Here is a 23,178-nt window from a genome sequence, read left to right as displayed (position 1 = left end):
GACCGGCCACCGACAGCCTCGTCCCGGACCGCGGCGTGGGCGCGACACGCCTATGGCGTCGTCTAGCGAAATCTACGGTTCCGCCTATACGACACCATAGAGTCCGATCATGGACCCGGTCCGCAACCCGTACGCCCCCGGCGCCGGTCAGCGCCCGCCCGAGCTGGCCGGCCGCGACCGGGAGCTCCAGCAGTTCGACGTCGTGCTCGAACGCATCGCGCGTGGCCGCCCGGAACGTTCTCTCGTACTGACCGGCCTGCGTGGGGTCGGCAAGACCGTTCTGCTGAACGCGCTGCGCTCGCAGGCGATCAGCCGGATGTGGGGCACCGGCAAGATCGAGGCACGCCCGGACCAGTCGCTGCGCCGGCCGCTGGCCAGTGCCCTGCACATGGCCGTGCGGGAACTGTCGCCGCGGCATCGCGACCCCGACCGGGTCGACGGGTTCCTCGGCGTGCTCAAGGCGTTCGCGCTGCGCGCCGCCGGCGACGACGCCAAGCTGCGCGACCGCTGGCAGCCGGGCATCGACGTGCCCACGGCCACCGGGCGCGCCGACACCGGCGACATCGAGGTCGATCTCGTGGAGCTGCTCGTCGACGCGGCCGGGGTCGCCCGCGACGTCGGCGTCGGGATCGCACTGTTCGTCGACGAGATGCAGGACATCCCGGCGCCGGACGTGTCGGCGTTGTGCGCGGCGTGTCACGAACTGTCGCAGCAGGGCCTGCCGCTCGTGGTGGTCGGGGCGGGTCTCCCGCACCTGCCGGCGGTGCTGTCGGCGTCGAAGTCCTACTCCGAGCGGCTGTTCCGGTACGTGCGAATCGACCGCCTCGACCGAGACGCCGCCGACCGGGCGCTGGCCGCGCCGGCCGCTGAGGAGGGTGTCACCTACGACGCGGCGGCACTCGACGCGCTGTACGCGGCCACGGAGGGCTACCCCTACTTCGTCCAGGCCTACGGCAAGGTGACATGGGACAACGCCCCGACCGACCCCATCGGCGCCGACGACGTGCGGATGGCCGCGCCCGAGGCGCAGGCCGAACTGGCCGTCGGCTTCTTCGGCTCCCGCTACGAGCGGGCCACCCCCGCCGAACGCGAATACCTCCGGGCCATGGCCGCACTGTCCGACGACACCCACGGCGCCGTCCCCACCTCGGACGTCGCCACCTATCTAGGCCGGAAACCGTCGTCCCTGTCGCCGGCGCGCGACTCACTGATCAAGAAGGGCCTGGTGTACTCCGCCGAACGCGGCACGATCGCCTTCACCGTCCCGCACTTCGGCATCTACCTGCGCCAGCACGCCACCGTCTGAGCCGCCGCTAGTGGAGCATCGGGCCGTCTACGGATTTCTAGGTCCAGCGCTAGACAACGCTAGAGGTCACCAGAGACCGTAATCGTCGACGACGACCTGCTCGTCCGGGACACCCTGCTCGCGGAGCCGCTCGAGGCTCGTGGACACCATGGACGTCGGGCCGGCCACGTAGACGCGGTGTTTGCGCCAGTCGCCATAGGCCGAGACGATGTTGCCCATCAGGTCGGGGCTGCGGTCGGTGGGGCCGTCGGGCGAGACCACCGGGACCACCGTCAGCCGGCGGTACCGCACCCCGATGGACTCCAGATGCGGCAGTGCGTACAGGTGGTCGCGGTCGCGTCCGGCGTAGAACACGTGCACCCGGCGGCCGTCCTGCCGCTGCTCGAGCTCCTGCAGCGTCGCCAGCACCGGGGCGATACCGGTGCCGCCGGTGATGCACAGCAGGTCGTGCTCGGAGCGCGGCGTGGCGACGTCGTGACCCTGCGGCGCGCCGAGGTGCAGCACATCGCCGGGCTCGGTACGCCAGACCAGCGCGCTGCTCACCCAGCCGGCACCGACGGTGCGCACGTGGAACTCGAGCAGGCCGTCGTCACGCGGGGCCGACGCCATGGAGTAGGCACGCCAGATCTTCGGCCGGCGCGGCGTCGTCAGGTAGGCGTACTGACCTGGCCGGTACGGGTAGTCGGTGTGCGGGCGCACCTGGATGATCGCGAGATCGTCGAGGATGCGCCGGTGGTACACGACCTCGGCGTCCCACCACGGCGGCGAGATGACGGAGTCGCGCCGGGCCGCGCTCACCATGATCTGGGCGATGTGGTCGTACGCCTCGACCCACGCCTTCTCGTATCGCGGGGTCCAACGCTCGCCGAGGGCCCGCCGGATGGCCAGGATGAGCGCGGTACCCACCGGCGCGTAGTGCTGGTCGATGACCCCGAACTTGCGGTGGTCGCGGCCGAGCCCCTCGAGGTAGGGCTCGAGCGCTTCGCGGTCGTCGGCGCAGCCCACGATGCGCACGAGCGCCCCGACCAAGCGGGAGCGTTGCACCTCCATGCCGGCGCCGAAGAGCTCGCGCGTCTCGGGCGCCATCATGAAGAGCTGGGAGTAGAAGTCCGTACCGATAGCGTCCAGGCGCTCCTCGACCAGCTCCATGCTCTGTCGCAGGGCTTCGCTGTCGAGGCCGGTCGTGTTGCGCGGCTGAGGTTCCAGTGCTGGCTCCGGCTCTACCTCGTGTCGTGCCCCCGCGTGCGCTCCTGACGCGCCGTCGGCCACGCGACCCGACAGCTGCCCGTTCACTCCGTCGTCGGTGACCGTCGGCAGGTTAGCTGAATTGCCGTTGCGCCGCATCGGCGCCGGGTCCACGCCACCGTCACGACGGCCGGTCTCGAACCACGAACCACCGTCATGCGCATCAGCGTCGGCTCCGGCAGGAGCGTCGACACCGGCGGCGTCGATGACAGCATCGCTCGCCGCGCCCCCGGCTCGACCGCCTTCCGCCCCGCGTCGTCCCGACGACCGGGAGTGAGTCCACATCGTCATCCTCTCCGCCCCGCTCTAACCTAGCGGTCCGCCCGCCACTTCGGCACGGAAGGAAAAGTCACGGTCGGACATACGTGTGCGATGAGGGCATCGCACACGCTACGCCCGGCACCGCCCCTGCCACCGGAAATCACGCAAATCCGCTGGTGACCAATGGTGGACGGAGACGAGCCCCGAGCGCGCGGCCGCCGTGCGTGGAGACGGAGATCTCGCAAACTCTCATCTCAACATATGGACATGATCCAATGGTGAATGGTTCACTGTCGAGAGGTTTGACAGTGTCGCGGAGTGGGCACCACTGGATGCGGGTGTGGACAGGGGTCTGGTGAAGGGAGAGCAACCTGTGGGCCGAGTCGTGGCCACGAGGCGTGAGGCCCGATCCGACAGCGCTCGCGTCGTGGAGTTGACCGGCGAGGTCAGCAACGTCCCACATGCCCGCCACCTGGTTGCCGAAGACCTCCGCACCTCCAATGTCCCCCCGTCCGTGGTCGAGAACGTCCTCATCGTCGTCACCGAGCTGGTGACGAACGCCGTCCTGCATGCCCAGCCGCTGACCCTGAGCGGCACCCGCAACGGCGTCCTGCTGCAGTGGTCGGTTTTCGGCGATGACGTCCTGATCGAGGTCACCGACGGCGGCGGCGCCGACCGGCCGCAGATCCGCCAGCCCACGTGGACCGAGGACCAGGGCCGCGGGCTGTCCATCGTCGACGCCATCGCGCGCGAGTGGCGGGTGCGAGCCGAACCGGGCCGGGTCACCGTCCATGCCATCGTCGGCCCGTGGAAGTCGGCCTGACCCGCTCCAGACCCGCCGTTCACGCCACCACCCGTCCGGCTCACACCCGGCCGCCCGGACCGGCTACCCTCGGCTGTCGTGAGCGCAACAACTGAGATCCCCGCCGTCGGCCCACGCCAGCCATGCCCCTGCGGTTCGGGCAAGCGCTACAAGGCGTGCCACGGCAAACGCGCCCGCGAGGCCGAACGTCAGTACATCGCCCGGCCGTTCGCCGGCCTGCCCGGCGAATGCGACTGGGTCGCCATGCGCGAGATCGTCTCCGCGGCCACGGCGCCGCTACGACTCACCGGCGACGCCGCCGACCGCACCGTCGTCGTCTGCACGCTGCTGCCCGGCGCGCTGCCTGCCCTGGTCCGGCAGAACGGCGAGATCATGCTGGCGCTGCAGACCGTCACGTCCACCGGCGACCCCGCGGCCGATCTCGGCCACACCCTCGCCGCGGCCCTCGACGCCGAGCCCGGCAGCACCGTGAACCCCGGACCACGACCGGCCGACGCGCCACGGCTGCAGGACCTCGTCGACGCCGACGCGGAATTCCCGGTGACGGTTCACGACGGATTCGACTACTGGTTGGACCCCGAGTCGGACGCCGGCTCCGAGGCCCGAGCCGCCCTCGAGGAGGCGAATTCCGCGATCGTTCCGGCCGCCCGCCTCACCTCCGTCTCCGCCGCCTATTGGTGCAGCCTGGGCGACCGCGACCAGGTTCGGTGGGTGCTCCCGTACGACGAAGAGCCGCTGCTGGACGGATTGGCGCGTCTGCACGCCGCCGGCGCGGACACCCTGGGGGAGGGCACGCGGCTGCTCGGCACCTTCCGGGCCAGTGGATTGCTGGTTCCGGTGTGGGATCTCGTCGACGGCACCACCGCGGACGAAGTCGAAGAGCCGGCCGCTACGTTCGCCGCACGCCTGACCGACGCCGTCGCCGACAAGACGCCGCTCGACCACGACCAGCGTCGCGCCCGAGCCGGTCTCGCGAATCGCCAGGTGACCATTCGCTGACGGCGTTCGGTGTCGCCCTGGCGGGGCATGAAAAGACCCCGACCGCTCACGACGGGGGAACACGAGCGATCGGGGTCTCTACTCAGAGTACCGTGTTCTGGGCGAAGAAGTTCGAATGAATGAGAACTTCTTCATATTCATACCGTTACGGCCAGGTCTCGACCGGTCTGCGCCCCTGTCAGGCCAGCCGGCGTCAGTGGCCGGACGTGGCCGGCAACGGGTCACGGCGCAGCGGGCATGACATGCACCGAGGCCCACCCCGGCCGGAGCCCAGCTCGCTGCCCGCGATGCGGAGCACCTCGATGCCGGCTTCCTCGAGCCGGGCGTTGGTCTCGATGTTGCGCTCATAGGCCACCGCCAACCGCGGCCCGACGGCCAGCGTGTTGTTGCCGTCGTCCCACTGCTCACGCTCCGCGGTGACGGGGTCCAGGCCGGTCTCGATGGTGCGCAGCGCGTCGATGCCCATGGCGCGGGCGGCTGCCTCGACGAACGGCGCCTGGTCGTCGTCGACGACGATGTCGCCGTCCACCCAGCGCAACGTCACCGCCGTCAGCTCGTCGGCGACGTTCGGGTACATGACCACGGAATCCTCGTCGACCATGGTGCAGACGGTGTCGAGGTGCATGGTGGCGCGATCCTGGGCGATGGGGACCGCCAGCACGGTGTGCGCGAGGCCCGGTTCCAGGATGTTGCGGGCCAGCCGCTCGACGCCGGCCGGGGTGGTGCGCTCGCCGGTGCCCACCGCCACCACACCGGGTGCCAGGAGCAGCACGTCGCCACCCTCGAGGTCCTCGAGTTGCGGCCCGTAGACGGTGCCGACGCCGGCGAACCGGGGGTGGTAGCGGTAGATCGCCGCGGTCAGGCTGGTCTCGCGGCGCCGGGCGGTCATGGCCAGGCTCGTGATCGCGACGCGGTCGCCGATCCACACGCTGGAGTCGCGGGTGAACAGCAGGTTGGGCAGCGGGTCGATGACGAAGCCGTGCCGGTCCATGAGCCGGTAGGGCAGCCCGCGACCGGACCGCACCTCCTCGTGCGCGAGGCCGGCGATCAGCACCTGCGCGAGGTCGTCGGGGTGCAGACCGGCCAGCTGGGCGCGCAGGACGCCGCGGAGCGTGTCGCCGTGCCGCGGGTCGGCCAGCACCGACTCGATGCACTCCTGGCGGGCTTCCTCGATCTCCAGCGTGGCCGTCAGCAGCTCGGCCAGGTACACGACCTCGACGTCGTGCGCGCGCAGCGTGTCGGCGAACGCGTCGTGCTCGTCCTGCGCCCGGCCGACCCAGGGGATGCCGTCGAACAGCAGCGTGTCGTTGTTGCGCGGCGTGAGCCGCTTCAGCTCCGGTCCCGGCCGGTGCAGCAGGACCGAGCGCAGCCGGCCGACCTCGGAGTCGGCGCCGTCGGCGGGCAGTGTGGACGCAGTCATCGAGAGCAGAGGCTACGCGTCCGGCGGGGCGGTCGGGCGGTACGGGACGCCGACCCGCCGCGTGGTCTCTAAGCTGGCGGGCATGACGAACCTGGAGCGTCGCGTGGACGGTGTCGCCGCGATCATCCCCGCCAAGGACGAACAGGACCGGATCGCGGCCACGGTGCAGGCCACCCGCGGGATCCCGGGCGTCGACGTCGTCATCGTGGTCGACGACGGCTCCACCGACCGCACGACGGCGACGGCACAGGCCGCCGGCGCCGTCGTCGTCGGGCACGCGCGCAACCGGGGCAAGGCGGCCGCGATGGAAACCGGCGCTACCGCGCTGAGCGCCATCGAGTCGAGGGAGTCGTCCCGCACTGGACCCCGGGCGCTGCTGTTCCTGGACGCCGACCTGGAGGACACGGCCGCCGGCGCGCAGCCCCTGGTCGAGCCGATCCTCGCCGACGAGGCCGACATGACCATCGGCATCCTGCCGGCACAGCGCACCGAGGGTGGCGGCCGCGGGCTGGTGGTCGACCTCGCGCGCACGGGCATCGAGCGCGCCACCGGCTGGACCGCCACCCAGCCGCTGTCCGGCCAGCGCTGCCTCACCCGCGCCGCGTTCGAGGCGGCACTCCCGCTGGCGCAGGGGTTCGGCGTCGAAACGGGCCTCACCATCGACCTGCTGCGGCAGGGCTTCCGGGTGACCGAGGTGGACGTGGAGTTCCATCACCGCGTCACCGGCACCGACCTCAAGGCTCAGGTCCACCGTGGCAAGCAGTATGCGCACGTCATGAGGGCGCTGGTGACGCGAGGGATCCGGCCGGCGGCGCCGGCGCGGTTCCGCACCCGCTGAGCGCAGCCGTGAGCATAAACGGTTCGGGGGCTTGTATGGCGCCGGACACCGTTGATGATCACCGGGTCTTCCGTTCGGTGCCGGCGCCTTTGCAATGCACACCTATACGCAACACCTGCGGGCCCGGCACACCGTCCGGCCGATTCGCGCCCAGCCTGGGCAAGGCGCGCGGCGACCTTCCGATGACGATGGCGGGTGGTCTGGTGGGCCCAGAACGCCACCAAACCACCCGCCAAAGCCGCGCCCGTCGAGGGTCGGACCGCCGGGCCCGGTGGATCGCCCAACCGGCGCACGCCGACGCCCCGGCTCACGGGCGGAGTGTTGCCGGCAGAGCGGCCGTGCCAGGCTGAGCCAGCGGTGTTGCGTATAGGTGTGCATTGCAAAGGCCCGCCGCGACCCCACAGCCCGTGGCCGCGCGGCCACTACGAGAACACCACCCGGTCTCCAGTCCAGCGGCTCAACCAGCTGCTCGTTGCAAGCCCACGAGAGCCTGTCCACCGGCTCGGGAATCGTTGATGATCAGCGGGTCGGGGCGACCAGGTCGGCGTCGTCGCGCGCCGGCACCGGAGACAGTCGCTGCGCCGCCGCCACCGCGGCCACCCCCAGCGGGACGCCGGCCGTCAGCAGGAGCGCCGGGATGATGATGCCGGAGTCGTTGGCCGCGAAGCCGGCCGCCCCGGCGAGCAGCGCCGACCACACCATGTACCGCATCAGCGAGAAGTGCCGCAGCGTCGCCGTCATGGCGGCCACCCCGCCGGGGCGGGTCAGCCACAGAATGAGGACGTACGCCAACGGCACCAGCAGGCCGTAGATCGGCCAGCGCTCCAGCGTGCCGATGGACGCCTCGGCCTTACGCAGGATGACGGTGAGCGCGTCGCCGGTCAGCACGTCGTCGAAGAACGTGCCGAAGTGGGTGCGGGAACCGGCCGGCCGCAACCAGTCGGCGAACGCGAACAGCCCGAACAGCACCGCCGCGCCGAGCCCGGCCAGCGCTACCCGGGCCACCGTGACCCGGGCGCCCAGCGTGCCCAGTACGAGCACGGCGAACCCGGGGATGGCCGCCAGGATGCCGCCGACGTCGGCGCCGGCCTGCGGGGCGCCGTCGACGACCACCGCGATCAGTCCGATGAGGCCGACGGCGGTGGCGGCGAACCGGCGCGACCGCCCGCTGTCGATGAGGTACTGGCCCAGTGCGGCGGCGGCGACCAGGCTGGCCACCACGAAGATGGCGAACGGGATATTGCCGAAGCCGTAGAAGCGCCCAGCCACGAGCGGCGACAGCCCCAGCAGGCTGGACTGTTGCAGGGTCGACCCGCTGGCGACGTCAGCGGCCAGCACGGTGGCGGTGACACCGGCGACGACGCCCGGGGGACCGTAGGCGCGCTTCCGCCACGGCCCGGCGAGAGCCACGACGGTCAGGGCCATCGTGGACACCACGATGGCCGTCCACAGCACGAGGTTCGGCTGGTCGTACTTCCACCAGCGGGTGATGTTGGCCAGGTAGGACGCCACGGGAGCGGCCGCGGCAGCGACCGCGACCACCTGCACCACCCGCAGGACCGTCGACCCATAGGAGGAGCGCCGGCGCAGCGCCAGCATCGCGGCGGCGAACACGATGACCTGCACGATGCCCAGCACCTGGAAGAACGGTCCGGACTGCACCCGGTAGATCTGCGCGGCCCGGTCGACGCCGTTCAGTTCGGAGACCGTGCCCGCCGCCGTGCCGGGATGCGGGTCCCCTGGGCCCCAGTGCCGGCCGGCGACGTCGCGGGCAGGATCCTCCACGCCGGCGTACGTGAGCAGGGTGGGCGCGACGTCGGTCAGCTGCACCAGCCCGGACCACCGCGTCGACGACGACGTCAGCCAGTTCGCGCCGAATGTACCGTCGCCTTCGGGCACCGGCCCGGTGGCGAACGCCGCGCGCAGGCCGGCCGGCGGGACGGGGGTCGGCTCGTCGGGCAGCGGGACGGCCGTCGGCGCGCTGTCGGACAGCCCGGCGATCATCAGCGCGGTGTCGGGAGGGAGTTCGTCGAGGACGCGCGCCACCAGCTGGTCGACGCCGGCCGCGACCTGCCGACGGGTCTCCAACGCGGCCTCGACGGTGGCCTCGTCGCTGCCGGCCGGAGCCGGGGGCGGCAGGCCGCCCAGGTCGATGACGGTGACCGGACACCGGCTCAGCAGCTGGCGGTCGATCTCGCTGGAGAACGGCAGGTACGACGCGAGATGGCCGGTCGAGGTGGCCAGCGCCATGCCGGCGCCGGGGCCGATGGCGGTGGCGCAGATGCCGGCCTCGGCGAGCCGGTCGCCCAGCAGCCCGATCTGCGCGTTGTAGGAGTTGTCGTCCTGCTGCTGGGCCAGGGCCTCCCATCCCGGCACCGTGGCGCCGCCGGCTCCGTCGGGCTGCGGGTCGGGGACCTGCCGGCAGAACCGGTCGCCCTCGCCGTCGGCGTCGGTGTCCATGAGGTCGGTGGAGCGCCGGCCGGAGTTGACCGTCAGCCAGCCGTCGATGACGCAGGTGCGCGGGCGGACAGTGCGCACGGTGAGCGAGCCGGCGGCGTCGGATCCGGCCATCTCGTAGAGCGTGGGGGTGTCTGCGGCGGTGACATCGGGCCAGGACAGTCCTGCGATGCCGAGGAACACGACGTTCGGCTGGTCGACCGCGGCGGCCGGCGTTGGGTCACCTGGCGTGGACGCGGGCGTGGCTGCCGGGGTCTCCGGCGCCATCGAGGCCGTGGCCGGTGCGGCCGCGCCGGCCAGCAGCAGCGGCAGCACCGCCAGCCCGGCGACCAAGGCGCCGACCAGACGAGCCCGAACCGCGAGCGCTCCGCGCCGGCTGGTGGCGCCGAGCGTTGCAATGCGGCCGGTGTGATCTGCGTCCATCAAGGTTGACCGTATCCGCACCGGCCGGATCGACAAGCGCCGACGGCATGAATTGTGGCCAGGTCGACACACTAGGCTGCTGGAATGACCCACCGCTACGCCTACCTGGGGCCGGAGGCGACGTTCACCGAGGCAGCCGCGCTGCGTTTCCCCGCGCTGGCCGGTGCGGAGCTCGAGCCCTTCCCGAGCGTGCACGCGGCCATCAACGCCGCCCGCGCCGGCGAGGTCACCGGGGCCGTCGTCCCGGTCGAGAACTCGGTGGAGGGCTCGGTCAACGCCACCCTGGACGAGCTGATCCGCGGTGAGCCGGTCTCCATCACCGCCGAGGTCCTGCTGCCGGTGACGTTCACCCTGCTGGCACGGCCCGGCCTCGACCTCGCCGAGGTCCGCCGCATCCTCACCCACCCGGTGGCCGAGGCACAGTGCCGGGCATGGGTCAGCGCCAAGCTGCCGGAGGCCACGATCTCGCTAGGCCCGTCCACGGCCGCCGCCGCCTCGGCGGTCGCCGCACGCACCCCCGGCCCGGACGGAGCGCCCTACGACGCCGCCATCGCCGCGCCGCTGGCGGGTGAACGTTACGGCCTCACCGCGCTGGCATCCGACATCGGCGAGGATTCCGACGCGGTCACCCGCTTCGTGCTCGTCACAGCGCCGGGCAAGCCGGCCCGCCCGACCGGCTCGGACAAGACCACACTGGTGGCCTTCATCCGCGACGACCACCCCGGCGCGCTGCTGGAGATCCTCGAGCAGTTCGCCACCCGGGGCGTCAACCTCACCCGCATCGAGTCACGGCCCACCGGCAACGGCATGGGCCGCTACTGCTTCGCCATCGACGTCGAGGGTCACGTGGCCGACGCCCGGGTCGGTGAGGCGATGATGGGGCTGAAGCGGGTCTGTGGCACGGTGCGCTTCCTCGGGTCGTACCCGCGCGCCGACGGTATCCGGCCGCCGGTCCGGCCCGGAACCTCCAACGCGGACTTCGCCGACGCCGCATCCTGGCTGGACCACCTGCGCGGCTGACCCCGGAAATGATCACGCTCGGCATGGGTGTTCCCGCTCCACCAGGAATGCTTGCCTGCTGAAGCGGGAGGACGCCTGGTAGTGGCGGAAACCGGCGAGCGCTCGCAGCTGCCCGGCGGATACCCTCAGGGGCGTGCTAGATCTGCGCCTGATCCGTGAGGATCCCGACCGTGTCCGTGCCTCGCAACGCGCCCGCGGCGAAAGCGTCGACGTCGTCGACCAGCTGTTCGCCGCCGACGAGTCCCGGCGCTCCTCGCTGAGCGAGTTCGAGCGGCTGCGTGCGGAGCAGAAGAGCCTCGGCAAGCTGATCCCGCAGGCGTCCGGTGACGAGAAGCAGGCACTGCTGGCCAAAACCCGCGAGCTGTCCGCCGCCGTGAAGGCCGCCGAGGCCGCAGCCGCCGCGGCGCAGCAGCAGCTCGACGAGCTGTCGCTGGTGCCGTCCAACCTCGTTCTCGACGGTGTGCCCGCCGGCGGCGAGGACGACTACGTCGTGCTGCGCGAGGTCGGTGAGAAGCCGTCGCTGGAGACCGTCCGCGACCACCTGGAATTGGGGGAGGGGCTGCGCGCCATCGACACCGAGCGCGGCGCGAAGGTGTCCGGTGCCCGGTTCTACTTCCTCACCGGCGTCGGCGCGCAGCTGGAACTCGGCATCCTCAACCTGGCCATGAGCACGGCGGCCGCGGCCGGGTTCACGCCGGTCATCACGCCGACGCTGGTCCGGCCCGAGGTCATGCGCGGTACCGGCTTCCTCGGCGCGCACGCCGACGAGGTCTACCGCCTGGAGGCCGACGACCTCTACCTCGTCGGCACCAGCGAGGTCGCGTTGGCCGGATACCACTCGGACGAGATCGTCGATCTGTCCGACGGGCCGCTGCGTTACGCCGGCTGGTCGGCCTGCTACCGGCGCGAGGCGGGTTCTTACGGAAAGGACACCCGCGGGATCATCCGCGTTCACCAGTTCCAGAAGGTGGAGATGTTCTCCTATTGCCGGCAGGAGGACGCGGCCGACGAGCACGCGCGTCTGCTGGGTTGGGAGGAGCAGATGCTGGCCGCCATCGAGGTTCCGTACCGCGTGATCGACGTCGCCGCCGGCGACCTCGGGTCCAGCGCCGCGCGCAAGTTCGACTGCGAGGCCTGGCTGCCGTCGCAGTCGCGCTGGCTGGAGCTGTCGTCCACGTCCAACTGCACGACGTTCCAGGCCCGCCGGCTGGGGGTACGGGAACGCACCGACACCGGCACCCGCCCGGTGGCCACCCTGAACGGCACCCTCGGTACCACCCGGTGGATCGTGGCCATCCTCGAGAACCACCAGCAGCCCGACGGCTCGGTGCGTGTTCCCGCCGCCCTGCGTCCTTACCTCGGTGGCCGCGACGTCCTCGAACCGGTCACCCGGTGACGGCCGGAAACGGCTGGCGGCCAGGACTCGTCGCGCTGGACGTCGACGGCACCCTGGTCACGTACGCGGAGTTCCACGACCCGCCGCGCCCGGCGGTGGCCGACGCGGTGCGGCGGGTCCGCGACGCCGGCTCGCACATCGTCATCGCAACCGGCCGGTCGCTGCACTCCACGGTGGCGCTCTTCGACCACCTCGGGTTGAAGGACGGATACGCGGTCTGTTCGAACGGTGCCGTGGTGGTCGACGTCGCCACCCGCACGCCGGCCGACGTCGTCACGTTCGACGTCAGCGACCCGGTGCGGTACTTCACCGAGCAGATCCCGGACGCCGTCCTGGCGGTCGAGGAACTCGGCCGCGGATACCGCGTCACCGGTGAGTTCCCCACCGGCGACCTCGACGGTGAGGTCGTCGTGGTCGAGCACGACGAACTGATCGCCCGGCCGGTCACCCGCCTGGTGGTGAGGTGGCCCAACGGCGACCGCGAGCGGCTGCGCGAGATCGCCCGCGACTCCGGCCTGCCCAGTGTCGACTACGCCATCGGCTACACCGCCTGGCTGGACATCATGCCCGAAGGTGTCTCGAAGGCGTCCGGACTGAGCCTGGTGGCGTCGCACCTGGGCCTGTCCGCTGCCGACGCCATGGCGGTCGGCGACGGCCACAACGACCTCGAGATGCTGCGCTGGGCCCGGCTCGGCGTGGCGATGGGCCAGGCTCCCGACGACGTCAAGGCTGCGGCCGACGAGGTCTGCGGCGATGTCGAGGACGACGGCCTCGCCGCCCTCCTGGACACCCACTTCGCCGCATCGGAATGATCATGCCGCGTGGCGCTCGGCGGAACCGGTGGCCGACGGCCGGGCGTTGTCTCTTCGACCGCCCGTAGCGTGCACCGACAAGCGCGACCAAAGCCGCTTTTCGCTCGCTCGATCTTCGTGTTCTACAGTGGCGGAGCACGGCACCAGAGCATGATCATTTCAATAGTGAAGGGCACATCCACATGGCTGACACTCTCCGCGAGATCCTCCTCGACCCCAGCCGCCGGCCGGCCGTCGTGAAGGACCTCCACCAGCTCGTCGACGCCGAGGTCTCGGACAAGAGCGGCGTCTCCGGTATGGCGGTCAAGGGGGGTTACGCGGTCCTGAAGAAGATCAACGCGAGCTTCGTCCCCGAGGCCATCGACAGCATGCTCGACTCCTTCGTCGAGCGCGCCGAGCCGTTCTACGCCGACTTCCAGGCCACCGGCGGCGGTTCGCTGGCCGACTACTTCGAGGGCCGGCGCGCCGAGGTCGCCGACGCGCTGCTCGGTGTTACCGACGCCCGCGCCGCGGCGTCGCAGCGCGACAGCGTCAAGAAGGTCTACAGCAAGCTGCGCCCGCAAGGGCAGAAGCACGTCGAGGAGGCGCTGCCGCGGCTGGCCACCGTCATCGAGAGCCACGCCCGCGCCACCGCCTGACGGTCACCCCGGATGATCTCAGCCACCTGACCGAGCCGGCTCGCGACCGTCGTCGCCGAGCCGCTCGGTCAGGCGCGCCACCCGGCCGCGACTGTCAGAGGTACATGCCGCTGCCGCGCTCGCGGTCGTCCGGCTGCTCGGCCGGCCCACCAGCACCGGGCATCTGGCCCGGAGCCATCTGCACCCCCGGCGGGAGTGCCCGGCGCATCTGCTCCAGCTGTGCCCGCGCCGCCATCTGCTGAGCGAACAGCGTGGTCTGGATGCCGTGGAACAGGCCCTCCAGCCAGCCGACCAGCTGCGCCTGCGCCACCCGCAGTTCCGCGTCGGTGGGGACGGTGTCGTCGCCGAACGGCAACGCGAGACGCTCGAGCTCGTCGACGAGCTCCGGCGCCAGCCCGTCCTCCAGCTCGTCGAGCGAGGCGCGGTGGATCTCGCCCAGCCGGCGCCGGCTCGCCTCGTCCAACGGAGCGGCCTTCACCTCGTCCAGCAGCTGCTTGATCATGCTGCCGATGCGCATGACTTTCGCGGGCTGCTCGACCAGGTCGGTGAGCGAGCGTTGTTCGTCCTGGTCGCCCGTGGGACCCTCGACAGCCATGCCCTCAGGCCCGACCACCACGACGCGCTGCTCGCCACCGTTGGCGGACTCTCGGCGTTCGGTGTTCTCGTTCGGCTCTGTCATGGGACCATCTTCACCCCTCGGAGCCCGTCTCACGGCACCCGGGTCGAGATCAGCCTCCGCCGGACCGTCCGGACGGCCGTCGTGGTGGTCGCCGCCCCTCGGGCCGGGAGGCGGCTTCCGCGCGTCGCAGCGCCAAGACCTGCAGGGTCCGCCGCCGCGCTACCTGCCGGGCGCGGCGCACAACGATGTCGCTCATTCCAGCCTCCGCGCCATCGGCAACCGGCTCGGGGTGCAGGCCACCGCGACGAGCACGGCCAGGACCGGCACCACGACCCCGGTGACCACGAGCGTCTCCCAGGACCAGACGAAATGGGGTAGACCCAGGGCCGGCCACGCCAGGTACGCGAAATAGACCCCCAGCCCCGAGCCGAGCACCACCCCGATGCCGCCGACGACGAACGCCTGCGCGCCGGCCAGGCTGCGACGGCGGCGGGGCGGGGCACCGACCGCGGCGAGCGTTGCCAGGTCGGCGCGACCCTCGGCCGCCGCCAGCGACACGGCGATGGCCACGCCGACCAGGGTGACGAACCCGGAGGCCACCGTCAGCCCCAGCGCGGCGGGGTGGCCACCCTGCTCCGGCGGTTCCGCGACGACGAGCCGTGCGCCCGCCGCCTCCGCCGCGATCATGGTCTCGTCGACTTGGTCCTGGCCGGCGTCGCCGTGCACCACATACGTCGATGTCCCCTCGACGAGGATGTCCGCCGCCGCCAGTGTTTCGGCGGATGCGAACGCGCCGGGTAGCCGCTCGTAGGTGCCGCCACCGGTGACCGCATGACCGGGCAGTACGAGGCGTGTGGGCTCCAGGTCGTCGCTGTACACCTCGATCACGGCGTTGCCGTCGGCGTCCACGTACGACTCGTTGTAGACCACCACCTGGCCGGCGGCGACGGCATCCAGTTCTGCCTGCGACGGAGCCCGCCCGGCCGCCAGTTCCATGACGTCGGCGTCGGCGACCGCCAGACCCAGTGACCCGTGGACCACACACTCCGGACAGCCGGCCGCCGAGGCATCGGCCGGCCCTGGGTAGACGACACCGTGCGCGGTGTCGCGCGACTCGACGGTCCGGGCATCCGGCAGGACATCGAGTGCGATCTGTACCGCCGCCTCGGTCGTCCGTTCGATGTCAGCGTCGCTCAACCCGTTGGGCTCGACGTACATGACGTCGTCGGGAACCGCCGGGACGTAACGAAGCTCGTCGGCTCGCTGGGTACCGCCCAGGCCGAACGCCATCCCCGTCGAACCGGCCACCACGATGACGATGGCGGCCACTGCGGGCGCGGTGCGGTGCCGGTGCCGAGCCGCGTCGCGCAACGCCATCCGCGGCGAGATGCCCAAGCGGTGCGCGCCGCGGGCCAGCACCGAGATCAGGCCGGGCAGGCTGATCAGCAGGCCGGTGATGACGAGCACGGCACCGGCGAGCTGCGCGATGACGTAGGCCGCCGAGTTCGGCGCCTCGACGGACACGCCGGTACCGGCCAGCCGTTGCAGGGCTTCGCCGTACTCCCTCAGCCCGCCGGCCAGCATCCGGCTGGCCAGGAGCGCACCACTTCCGCCGACCAGGATCAGCACAAGACCGACCACGGGCAACCTGGCCGCGATGCGGGAGGTGCGGAAGCGCCGGGCCAGCGCGTCGACCGGCCTCATCCGAGCGGCGCCCCGGGCGGGAACGACGGCCGCGGCGAGACCGGACAGTACGCCGACGCCGGCGGCGACTGCGATCACCACCCAGTTGAAGTGCCAGCTCTCGATGAACTCACCGACGATCCGTTCCCAGACGGGCCGGCCTCCGACCACGATGGCCGCGCCCGCCACGACGCCCATGGCCGCACCCAGACCACCCAGCACGATGCCCTGGGCGAGGACCGTCCTGCGGACCTGGTTCGCGGTGGCGCCGGCGGCGGCCATCAGCCCCAGGTCGCGGACCTGGCGCCGGGCACCGACGGCGAACGCCGCCCCGGCGAGCAGCACCACCTCCAGCAGCCCGAGCCCTACCACCAGCGCCACCAGTGCGGCAGTGCTGGCCGACGAGGCCGACGTCACGGTATAGCTGTCCGGCATGTAGTCATCCGGGTTGAGCAGGACGTCGCGCGGAGCCACCCGGACACCCTCGCCGGCCAGCGGCATCACCAGGTCCATCGCGTCGACGCCCGCCGGCAGGTCGGCCAGGTAGGTGACGTTACCGGGCATCGTGCCGCGCGACTCCTGCGAGCCATCGAGCGTGGCCTGGGCGAAGGTCGCGGCCTGTGACCCAGGCGCGGCCACGACCTTCTCCTCGTCGAGCCCGAACGGGTCGATCGCGGTCCCGGTCACCCGGACCTCGGGCCCGTCCGGGAACGTCAGGGTGGCGGCGGGCAGGACGCCGTCGTCGTCGGTCAGGTCCAGCCGTTCGGCGAGCGCCGTCGACACCATGACCTCGTCGCCGGACTCGGGCCACCGCCCACCTTCCAGCCGGACCACGTGGTCGGTGAGGTCCGCATCGAAGACCGCGACCTGGAGCTCACTGCGGACAGTGAGATCGTCGTAGCTGACCCCGGTGCTGTAGGTCTGGGCCTGAGGCACGAGCACCGTGCCGGCCGGCAGCAGCTCCGCGACATCGACGGCGCGCGGGTCGCGCTGCGGATCGATCTCCTCCGTGACCCCCGGCACCCAGCCGACCAGCACGTCGCGCTCGGTTTGCATGGGTAGTTCGAACCAGGCGGAGACCTCGATGGCCGCGTCGGCGTCGCCGATCTGCTGATGCGTCCAACGCTCCGGCGCATCGACGGTGCGGACCAGGACCTCGACGATGGTCGCGCCCGCTACCGGGAGACCCACCAGGGCGGCGACGAGCACCGACCGGCCCAGGTTGCGACGGACCTGGCGACGGGCGATGCGCAGCGCGGGTCGCCACCCGCGTCCCCGCACGCTCATGCCCCACCGTCCGAGCCGAGCAGGACCTCGGGCTGAGGTGCGACGCCGGTGTCGTCGACCATGGCGCCGTCACGGAGGAAGACCACGCGGTCGGCCCACGCGGCGTGCCGGGCCTCGTGCGTCACCAGCAGACCGGAGGCGCCGCCGTCGCATCGACTGCGTAGGACGCGTAGGACCTCGTCGCCGGTGTGCGAGTCGAGCGCTCCGGTGGGCTCGTCGGCCAGCACCAGCCGGCGGGGTCCGACCAGCGCGCGGGCGATGGCGACCCGTTGCTGCTGACCACCGGACATCTCGTCGGGGAACCGGTCGGCGAGCTCGCCGACACCGATCTCGTCGAGCGCCGCCAACGCCTCGGCACGGGCGGTCCGGGTGCGCACGCCGTCGAGTTCACGGGGCAGTGCGACGTTCTCGGCCGCCGTCAGCGCCGGGATGAGGTTGAGGTCCTGGAAGACGTAGCCGAGGCTGGTGCGGCGGATGGCGGCCTGCTGCGTGCGGTTCAGCGTGGACAGGTCGGTTCCCTCGACCAGCACGGCGCCGTCGGTCGGCTGGTCGAGTCCGCCGGCCAGGAGCAGCAGCGTGCTCTTGCCCGATCCGGACGGGCCCATGACGGCCACCAGCTCACCGGCGCGCAGTTGGAGACTGACGGCTCGCAACGCGTGCACCTCGGTGGCGCCGTCGCCGTGCGATCGGCTCACTGCTCGCAGTTCGAGCACGACGTCGGCGCTCACCGGGACACCGACTCGTCGTCGACGGAGACGGGGCCGGCGACGTCCCGCGGCAGCGGGTGCGACGGCGCCGAGCTGGCCGGGCGGGGAGCGAGCCGGGCCAGCCGGGTCTCGGAGTGATCGAGCCAGCGCACCTCGGCCTCCGCGCGGAACACCATGGAGTCGAGCACGAGCAACCAGACCGTGTCGTCGGTGTCGTCGGCCATGGCCTTGAGCCGGGTCAGCTCCTGCAGGTGCCGCAGGGTCGCGGTGCGCTGGGTCTGCAAGACGGCGCGGACGTCGACGCCTGGCGTGGTGACGGCGAGCGCCACCTTGATGGCCAGTTCGTCCCGCGGCCGGTCGGAGCCGGCGATGGGCGTGGCGAACCAGCCGGTGAGCTCGGCGTGGCCGGCGTCGGTGAGCCGGTAGACGACCTTGCCGTCCTCGTCGGACTCGCCGGTCTGCTCGACCATGCCGTCGCGTTCGAGCCGGGCGAGGGTGGTGTACACCTGCCCGATGTTCAATGGCCACGTCGTCCCGGTGGACCGCTCGAACTCGTGCCGTAGCTGGTAGCCGTACATCGGGGAACGTTCGAGCAGGGCCAGGAGGCCGTGACGGATCGACATGGATACTAAGTATGCATACTCAGTATGGTCTGTCAACCGGAGGCGTCCTGTGCGGGGCCGGACGCACACCCCCAGGCGTCCTCCCGCGTCAGCAGGCAAGCATCCCTGGTGAGGCGGGAAGACCCATGCCGAACGTGATCATTTTCGAGGCGGCGAACGGTCAGCGGGCGAAATGGTTGGTGGGGACGGTCGACTCCTCGGCGACGCTCAGCACGACCGGCCAGGCGGCGGGGGTCTCGGCCGCCGCCACGAGGTCGACCAGGCCGACCGGCCACACCGGACGGTCGGTGAGGCGCAGTTCCTCCAGGCTCCACCAGCGGTGCCCGACGACCGTCAGCCGCTCGTCCTCGGTGAGCCCGGCCGGATCGATCTGCGACCCGGGCGCCGCCGCCATGAAGAACGTCTCGGACTGGACGGCGACCTTGTCGGAATAGGCGTGCACGACGGTGCGCTCGGCCAGCGGCCCGCGGAACGCCGACGAGTCGAGCCGCAGCCCGGTCTCCTCGGCCACTTCACGGATGGCCGCGGCCAGCAGTGTCTCGCCCGGGTCGACACCGCCGCCAGGGGTGATCCAGAACGTCGGTGCGCCGGGTGCGGAGGGATCGCTGTCCTCGATCAGCAACACGCGGCCGCCGGGCTCGATGAGCAGGACCCGCGCGGTGCGGCGGTGGACGACCGGACGGTCGACTTCGGACTCCAGCGACATGACCACATTCGTCAGGGTACGCTCCCGCCCGGCCTGTGACCATCTCCGTCGCATTGAGTCAGCAAGGGGCTGTCAATACGGCGTCTCAGGTGGTGAGCACAACCTTCCCCACATGCTCGCCGGCCTCGATCGCACGGTGCGCGGCCGCCGCTTCCGGCATCGGCAGCACCCGGTCGACCACCGGCTTCACCGCGCCGGACTCCACCAGCGGCCACACGTGCTCACACACCTCGGCGACGATGCCCGCCTTGCCGGCCGGCGACCGGCTTCGCAGCAAGGAACCGGTGACCTGCAGCCGCTTGGCCATCATCGCGGACAGGTCCAGCTCGGCGGTCCGGCCGCCCTGCAGCCCGATGACGACCAGCCGGCCGTCCGGGGCCAGCACGTCGAGATTCCGCGCCAGGTACTTCGCGCCGACGATGTCGAGCACGATGTCGGCGCCGCGGCCGCCGGTGGCCGCGCGCACGGCGTCGACGAAGTCGTCCTCGCGGTAGTTCACCAGGATGGACGCGCCGAGCTCAGCGCACCTGGCCAGCTTGTCGGCCGACCCGGCGGTCACGGCCACCCGGGCGCCCCGTGCCACACCGATCTGGATGGCGGCCGTGCCGATGCCGCTGGCGCCGCCGTGCACGAGCAGGACGTCGTCCCGGCCGAGTCCCGCGGCCATCACCAGGTTGGACCAGACCGTGCAGACGACCTCCGGCAGCGCCGCCGCCGTCACCAGGTCGACCCCGCTCGGCACCGGCAGCAGCTGTCCGGCCGGCACCGCGACACGTTCGGCGTAGCCGCCGCCACCCAGCAGAGCGCACACCTCGTCGCCGGCCCGCCAGCCGGAGACGCCGGCACCGACCTCCCTGATGACGCCGCTGCACTCCAAGCCAGGCCAGGCCGGTACACCCGGCGGCGGCGCGTAGTGCCCCTGGCGCTGCAGGATGTCGGCGCGGTTGACGGCGGACGCGGTGATGTCGACGACGACCTCGCCGGGCCCGCAGACCGGGTCGGGCACATCCGCCCACGACAAGACGTCAGGGCCGCCGGCTTCCGTGATGACCATCGCACGCACTCGATCCTCCGATCACACGCCGCCGGGCGGACGGTCCGCCGGGTCCTCCGCTTCGTCCTCCACCGGGGTCTGGTGGATGTCTTCGCGCCGGGCCCATGGGAGCTCTTCCGAGGCACGGACGACGATGAGCCGGTCACCGCGGACCAGGTGCCCGATGGCCGGCGAGTGGAACGGCAACTCGACGCCGTCGCGGACGATCGCCACGACCAGGTCGGACAGCAGCTTGGGCTGTTTGCCCTCCTCCCGCGGCGTCACCATCCGCTCGGCGACCTCCAGTCCGGTACCGGAGGTCGTGAGGTCCTCCAGGACGTGGCCGAGCGCCGGGCTCACGGTGGCCAGGCCCAGGATGCGCCCCACCGCGTCGGACGACGTGACCACCTCGTTCGCGCCGCCCTGCCTCACCAGCGCGACGTTGTCGGCCTCACGGACCGCGACCACGATGTTCGCGTCCTTGTTGAGCTGGCGGCAGGTGAGCGTGGCCAGCACGGTGGCATCGTCGCGTGCGGTGGTGATGATGACGCGGCTGGCGGTGGGCACTCCGGCCCGGCGCAGTACCTCGGTGCGGGTCGCGTCGCCCATGACAGCCACCAAGCCGGTCTCGTTCGCCTCGGCGATGGCGGCGGGGTCGGGGTCGACCACCACGAGGGAGTCCGGCGACACCTCGTTCGCAAGCATGGTGGCCACCGCGCTGCGGCCCTTGACGCCGTAGCCGATGACGACGGTGTGGTCGCGCAACTTCTTCCTCCAGCGGTTGAGCCGCACCTGCTCGCGGCTCCGCGCGGTCAGGGTCTCCAGCGTGGTGCCGATCAGGATGATCAGGAACATCACCCGCATCGGCGTGATCAGGATGACGTTGAGCAACCGGGCGCTGTCGGTGACCGGCGCGATGTCGCCATAGCCGGTGGTGGAGAGCGTGACGGTTGTGTAGTACAACGCGTCGAGCAGGTTGACGCTGCCGTCGGTGTTGTCGGTGTAGCCGTCCCGGTCGAGCCAGACGATGAACGCCGTAGCCAGCAGAATGCCGAAGGCCAGCGCGACGCGGGTCAGGAACTGCCGCAGCGGGTCGACGACCTCCGCCGGCGCGGGCAGGTGGACAGCGCTCTTGGTCTGCACAGCGCCGACGCTAGCGGACCCGGGCGGCCACGACTTGCTGGGCCGGGCTCACTGCAGCGCCGGCGTAGTGACGTCGGGGCCCTCGGTCCAGTCGCGGGCGAGGTCGCCCGCAGTATCGAGGGCCGCGGCGACCTGGGCGGCGCCACCGCCCTTGATGGCCGCGGCGTACCCGGCGACGAACGCCGTCACCGGCGCCGCGGGCCGTTCGACGTTGTGCGCCGCGTCCCTGGCGACGTCGAGGATCGCGCCGACGTCGACGTCGTCGACGGGAACCCCGAGCTGGTCGCACAGCTCGCTCACCCAGCGGTCCATCTCGCGCTCACCCTTCCTTCGCGGCAGTTCCCACATCCTCTACCGGGCCCGTCTGCCATCGGGCCAGGTCGTCCGGCGTGTCGATGTCCGATGCGCCGGCCGCGTCCGGGACGGTACGCAGTACCAGGTGCGGCAGCAGGTCTCGCAGCGGCCGGTTCCGCGGGTCGCCGACGGCGTCCAGAGCGGCCGCGAGGGGCGCGGCTCTGTAGACCGCCACCAGCGGCTGTACCCAACCATCCGGGTCGACGACGGCGGCACCGTCGGGCAGCGGATCCACGACGGCACCGTCGGCCGGCGGTTCGAGGGCGCCGATGAGTCTGCCGACCAGGCCCGGCGACACCTCCGGCAGGTCCGCGGCCAGCACGACCAGGACGCCGGATCGCGCACCCGGCGGGCCGAGAGCGGCCAGCCCGGCCGCGAGTGCGGCCAGCGGCCCACTTCCGGGCGGTTCCTCCCGGGTCCATGTGACGGGGGACGACGTCGGGCGCCGCGGCCCGACTACGACGACGCGCTCGGCGCCGGCACAAGCGGCGACGGCTCGGTCGAGCAGCGTCCGCCCGCCGATGACGAGGGCGGGCTTGTCGGTCCCGCCCAGCCGCCGCCCGGCGCCGCCGGCGAGTACGACCGCCGCCCACGGTGTCACGGCGCGGACCGCCACGGGCGCCGATGCCGCAACGCCGGGTTGCGATCACGGGCGGATTCGATGCGGGCCGGGTCGAGCTCGGCCGTCAGGTGGCCTTCGTCGTCGCCGAGGGACGCCACCACCACGCCGAGCGGGTCGACCAGCATGCTCAGGCCGCAGTAGGCCCGGCCGGTCTGCGCCGCCGCCACCACGTAGGCGGTGTTCTCGATGGCCCGGGCGCGCAGGAGCGTCTGCCAGTGGTCCTCCTTGAGCGGGCCGCGCAGCCACGCCGCTGGGACCACCAACGCATCGGCACCGGCATCGACCAGTGCCCTGCTCTGCTCTGGGAAGCGCAGGTCGTAGCAGGTCAGCAGGCCCAGTCGGACACCCTGGACGTCGACGACGGACGGGACCGGCTCGCCGGCGCGCAGCCGCTCCGACTCGCGGTAGCCGAAGGAGTCGTACAGCTGCACCTTGCGGTAGCTGCCGAGCAGTGCGCCGTCCGGCCCCACCGCGAGCAGCGTGTTGTAGGGCCGGTCGGGATCGTCGGAGCGCTCGAACATGCCACCGATGACGGTGGCCCGGTGCTCGCGCGCCAGCTCGGCGAGGGCGGCAGCGAACGGCCCGTCCAGCGACTGGGCGACCGGACCCAGCGGCAGGTCGGGCTTGCCGAAGTCGTGCATGACGGCTTCCGGCAGGACGATCAGGTCGGCCGCGACGTCCTTCGTCAGCCGCCGGACGGCCGCCACGTTCTCCGCGACGTCGGTTCCGGCGGCGAGCTGGACCAGTGCTACCCGCATTCCGC

General features: G+C 71.8%; 21 protein-coding genes. 8 read left to right on the top strand and 13 right to left on the bottom strand.

Translation table 11 applies throughout. The features are described from left to right. Positions 1-109: 109 nt before the first annotated feature. Positions 110-1,306 carry an ATP-binding protein gene (locus tag JIAGA_RS0100690; RefSeq protein WP_026874189.1) on the top strand — a complete coding sequence of 399 codons (1,197 nt, stop codon included), beginning with the start codon at positions 110-112 and terminating at the stop codon, positions 1,304-1,306. Between the two features lie 66 nt (positions 1,307-1,372). Here the strand turns inward: JIAGA_RS0100690 and JIAGA_RS0100685 are convergent, their stop codons facing one another. Beyond that, positions 1,373-2,665, bottom strand: a complete 1,293-nt coding sequence (locus JIAGA_RS0100685; RefSeq protein WP_169738789.1) for a globin domain-containing protein — start codon at positions 2,663-2,665, stop codon at positions 1,373-1,375. A gap of 520 nt (positions 2,666-3,185) precedes the next feature. On the opposite strand from JIAGA_RS0100685, the gene JIAGA_RS26635 reads away from it, so the two are divergent. Then, a complete protein-coding gene (locus JIAGA_RS26635; RefSeq protein ID WP_169738788.1) occupies positions 3,186-3,635 on the top strand; it encodes an ATP-binding protein in 450 nt (149 codons plus the stop codon). 78 nt (positions 3,636-3,713) lie between these two features. After that, positions 3,714-4,634 (top strand): DUF5926 family protein, encoded by a 921-nt coding sequence (locus JIAGA_RS26630; protein ID WP_051425511.1) that lies wholly within the window; start codon positions 3,714-3,716, stop codon positions 4,632-4,634. Positions 4,635-4,827: 193 nt separating this feature from the next. Here the strand turns inward: JIAGA_RS26630 and JIAGA_RS0100670 are convergent, their stop codons facing one another. After that, positions 4,828-6,054 carry an arginine deiminase gene (locus JIAGA_RS0100670; protein ID WP_035811916.1) on the bottom strand — a complete coding sequence of 409 codons (1,227 nt, stop codon included), beginning with the start codon at positions 6,052-6,054 and terminating at the stop codon, positions 4,828-4,830. 82 nt (positions 6,055-6,136) lie between these two features. Between JIAGA_RS0100670 and JIAGA_RS26625 the strand changes: the two genes are divergently transcribed. Next, positions 6,137-6,892 (top strand): glycosyltransferase family 2 protein, encoded by a 756-nt coding sequence (locus tag JIAGA_RS26625; RefSeq protein ID WP_051426550.1) that lies wholly within the window; start codon positions 6,137-6,139, stop codon positions 6,890-6,892. Positions 6,893-7,411: 519 nt separating this feature from the next. Here JIAGA_RS26625 and JIAGA_RS0100660 read toward each other — a convergent pair. After that, the gene (locus tag JIAGA_RS0100660; protein ID WP_026874186.1) at positions 7,412-9,772 is read right to left on the bottom strand and encodes a hypothetical protein; all 2,361 of its coding nucleotides are present in this window, start codon (positions 9,770-9,772) and stop codon (positions 7,412-7,414) included. 84 nt (positions 9,773-9,856) lie between these two features. On the opposite strand from JIAGA_RS0100660, the gene pheA reads away from it, so the two are divergent. The 4 genes from pheA (at position 9,857) to JIAGA_RS0100640 (ending at position 13,638) form a co-directional block, all read left to right on the top strand. Further along, positions 9,857-10,792, top strand: a complete 936-nt coding sequence (pheA, locus tag JIAGA_RS0100655) for a prephenate dehydratase (RefSeq protein WP_026874185.1) — start codon at positions 9,857-9,859, stop codon at positions 10,790-10,792. Positions 10,793-10,925: 133 nt separating this feature from the next. Further along, positions 10,926-12,188 (top strand): serine--tRNA ligase, encoded by a 1,263-nt coding sequence (gene serS / locus JIAGA_RS0100650; RefSeq protein WP_026874184.1) that lies wholly within the window; start codon positions 10,926-10,928, stop codon positions 12,186-12,188. Next, on the top strand, positions 12,185-13,000 hold the full coding sequence (locus JIAGA_RS0100645) for an HAD-IIB family hydrolase (protein WP_026874183.1): 816 nt from the start codon (positions 12,185-12,187) through the stop codon (positions 12,998-13,000). Before serS ends, JIAGA_RS0100645 begins: the two co-directional genes overlap by 4 nt. Positions 13,001-13,182: 182 nt before the next feature. After that, positions 13,183-13,638: a DUF6918 family protein gene (locus JIAGA_RS0100640; RefSeq protein ID WP_026874182.1), complete on the top strand. Its 456-nt coding sequence runs from the start codon at positions 13,183-13,185 to the stop codon at positions 13,636-13,638. A gap of 94 nt (positions 13,639-13,732) precedes the next feature. Here the strand turns inward: JIAGA_RS0100640 and JIAGA_RS0100635 are convergent, their stop codons facing one another. The 10 genes from JIAGA_RS0100635 to JIAGA_RS0100595 form a co-directional block, all read right to left on the bottom strand. Beyond that, a complete protein-coding gene (locus JIAGA_RS0100635; protein WP_026874181.1) occupies positions 13,733-14,317 on the bottom strand; it encodes a bacterial proteasome activator family protein in 585 nt (194 codons plus the stop codon). Positions 14,318-14,509: 192 nt separating this feature from the next. Further along, a complete protein-coding gene (locus tag JIAGA_RS0100630) occupies positions 14,510-17,227 on the bottom strand; it encodes an ABC transporter permease (protein ID WP_026874180.1) in 2,718 nt (905 codons plus the stop codon). Then, a complete protein-coding gene (locus JIAGA_RS0100625) occupies positions 17,224-17,955 on the bottom strand; it encodes an ABC transporter ATP-binding protein (RefSeq protein ID WP_026874179.1) in 732 nt (243 codons plus the stop codon). The genes JIAGA_RS0100630 and JIAGA_RS0100625 overlap by 4 nt, the downstream gene beginning before the upstream one ends. Then, the gene (locus JIAGA_RS26620; protein WP_051425510.1) at positions 17,952-18,557 is read right to left on the bottom strand and encodes a PadR family transcriptional regulator; all 606 of its coding nucleotides are present in this window, start codon (positions 18,555-18,557) and stop codon (positions 17,952-17,954) included. Before JIAGA_RS26620 ends, JIAGA_RS0100625 begins: the two co-directional genes overlap by 4 nt. Before the next feature lie 160 nt (positions 18,558-18,717). Continuing rightward, entirely contained in the window at positions 18,718-19,263 is a 546-nt protein-coding gene (locus tag JIAGA_RS0100615; RefSeq protein ID WP_026874178.1) for an NUDIX hydrolase, read from the bottom strand. A gap of 85 nt (positions 19,264-19,348) precedes the next feature. Further along, the gene (locus JIAGA_RS0100610) at positions 19,349-20,326 is read right to left on the bottom strand and encodes a zinc-binding dehydrogenase (protein ID WP_026874177.1); all 978 of its coding nucleotides are present in this window, start codon (positions 20,324-20,326) and stop codon (positions 19,349-19,351) included. Positions 20,327-20,338: 12 nt separating this feature from the next. After that, positions 20,339-21,439, bottom strand: coding sequence for a potassium channel family protein (locus JIAGA_RS26615; protein ID WP_084469372.1), 1,101 nt, complete (start codon positions 21,437-21,439; stop codon positions 20,339-20,341). A gap of 48 nt (positions 21,440-21,487) precedes the next feature. Further along, entirely contained in the window at positions 21,488-21,751 is a 264-nt protein-coding gene (locus tag JIAGA_RS35140; protein WP_051425509.1) for a DUF6457 domain-containing protein, read from the bottom strand. A gap of 7 nt (positions 21,752-21,758) precedes the next feature. Then, entirely contained in the window at positions 21,759-22,409 is a 651-nt protein-coding gene (gene mobA / locus JIAGA_RS26610; RefSeq protein ID WP_051425508.1) for a molybdenum cofactor guanylyltransferase, read from the bottom strand. Further along, complete coding sequence (locus tag JIAGA_RS0100595; protein ID WP_026874176.1) at positions 22,391-23,173, bottom strand: carbon-nitrogen hydrolase family protein; 783 nt, start codon at positions 23,171-23,173, stop codon at positions 22,391-22,393. Before JIAGA_RS0100595 ends, mobA begins: the two co-directional genes overlap by 19 nt. Between the last annotated feature and the right edge of the window lie 5 nt (positions 23,174-23,178).

The organism is Jiangella gansuensis DSM 44835, assembly GCF_000515395.1.
Lineage (GTDB): Bacteria > Actinomycetota > Actinomycetes > Jiangellales > Jiangellaceae > Jiangella > Jiangella gansuensis.
Note: the sequence above shows the minus strand (reverse complement) of the source record. Positions and strands in the feature narration are given on the sequence as shown.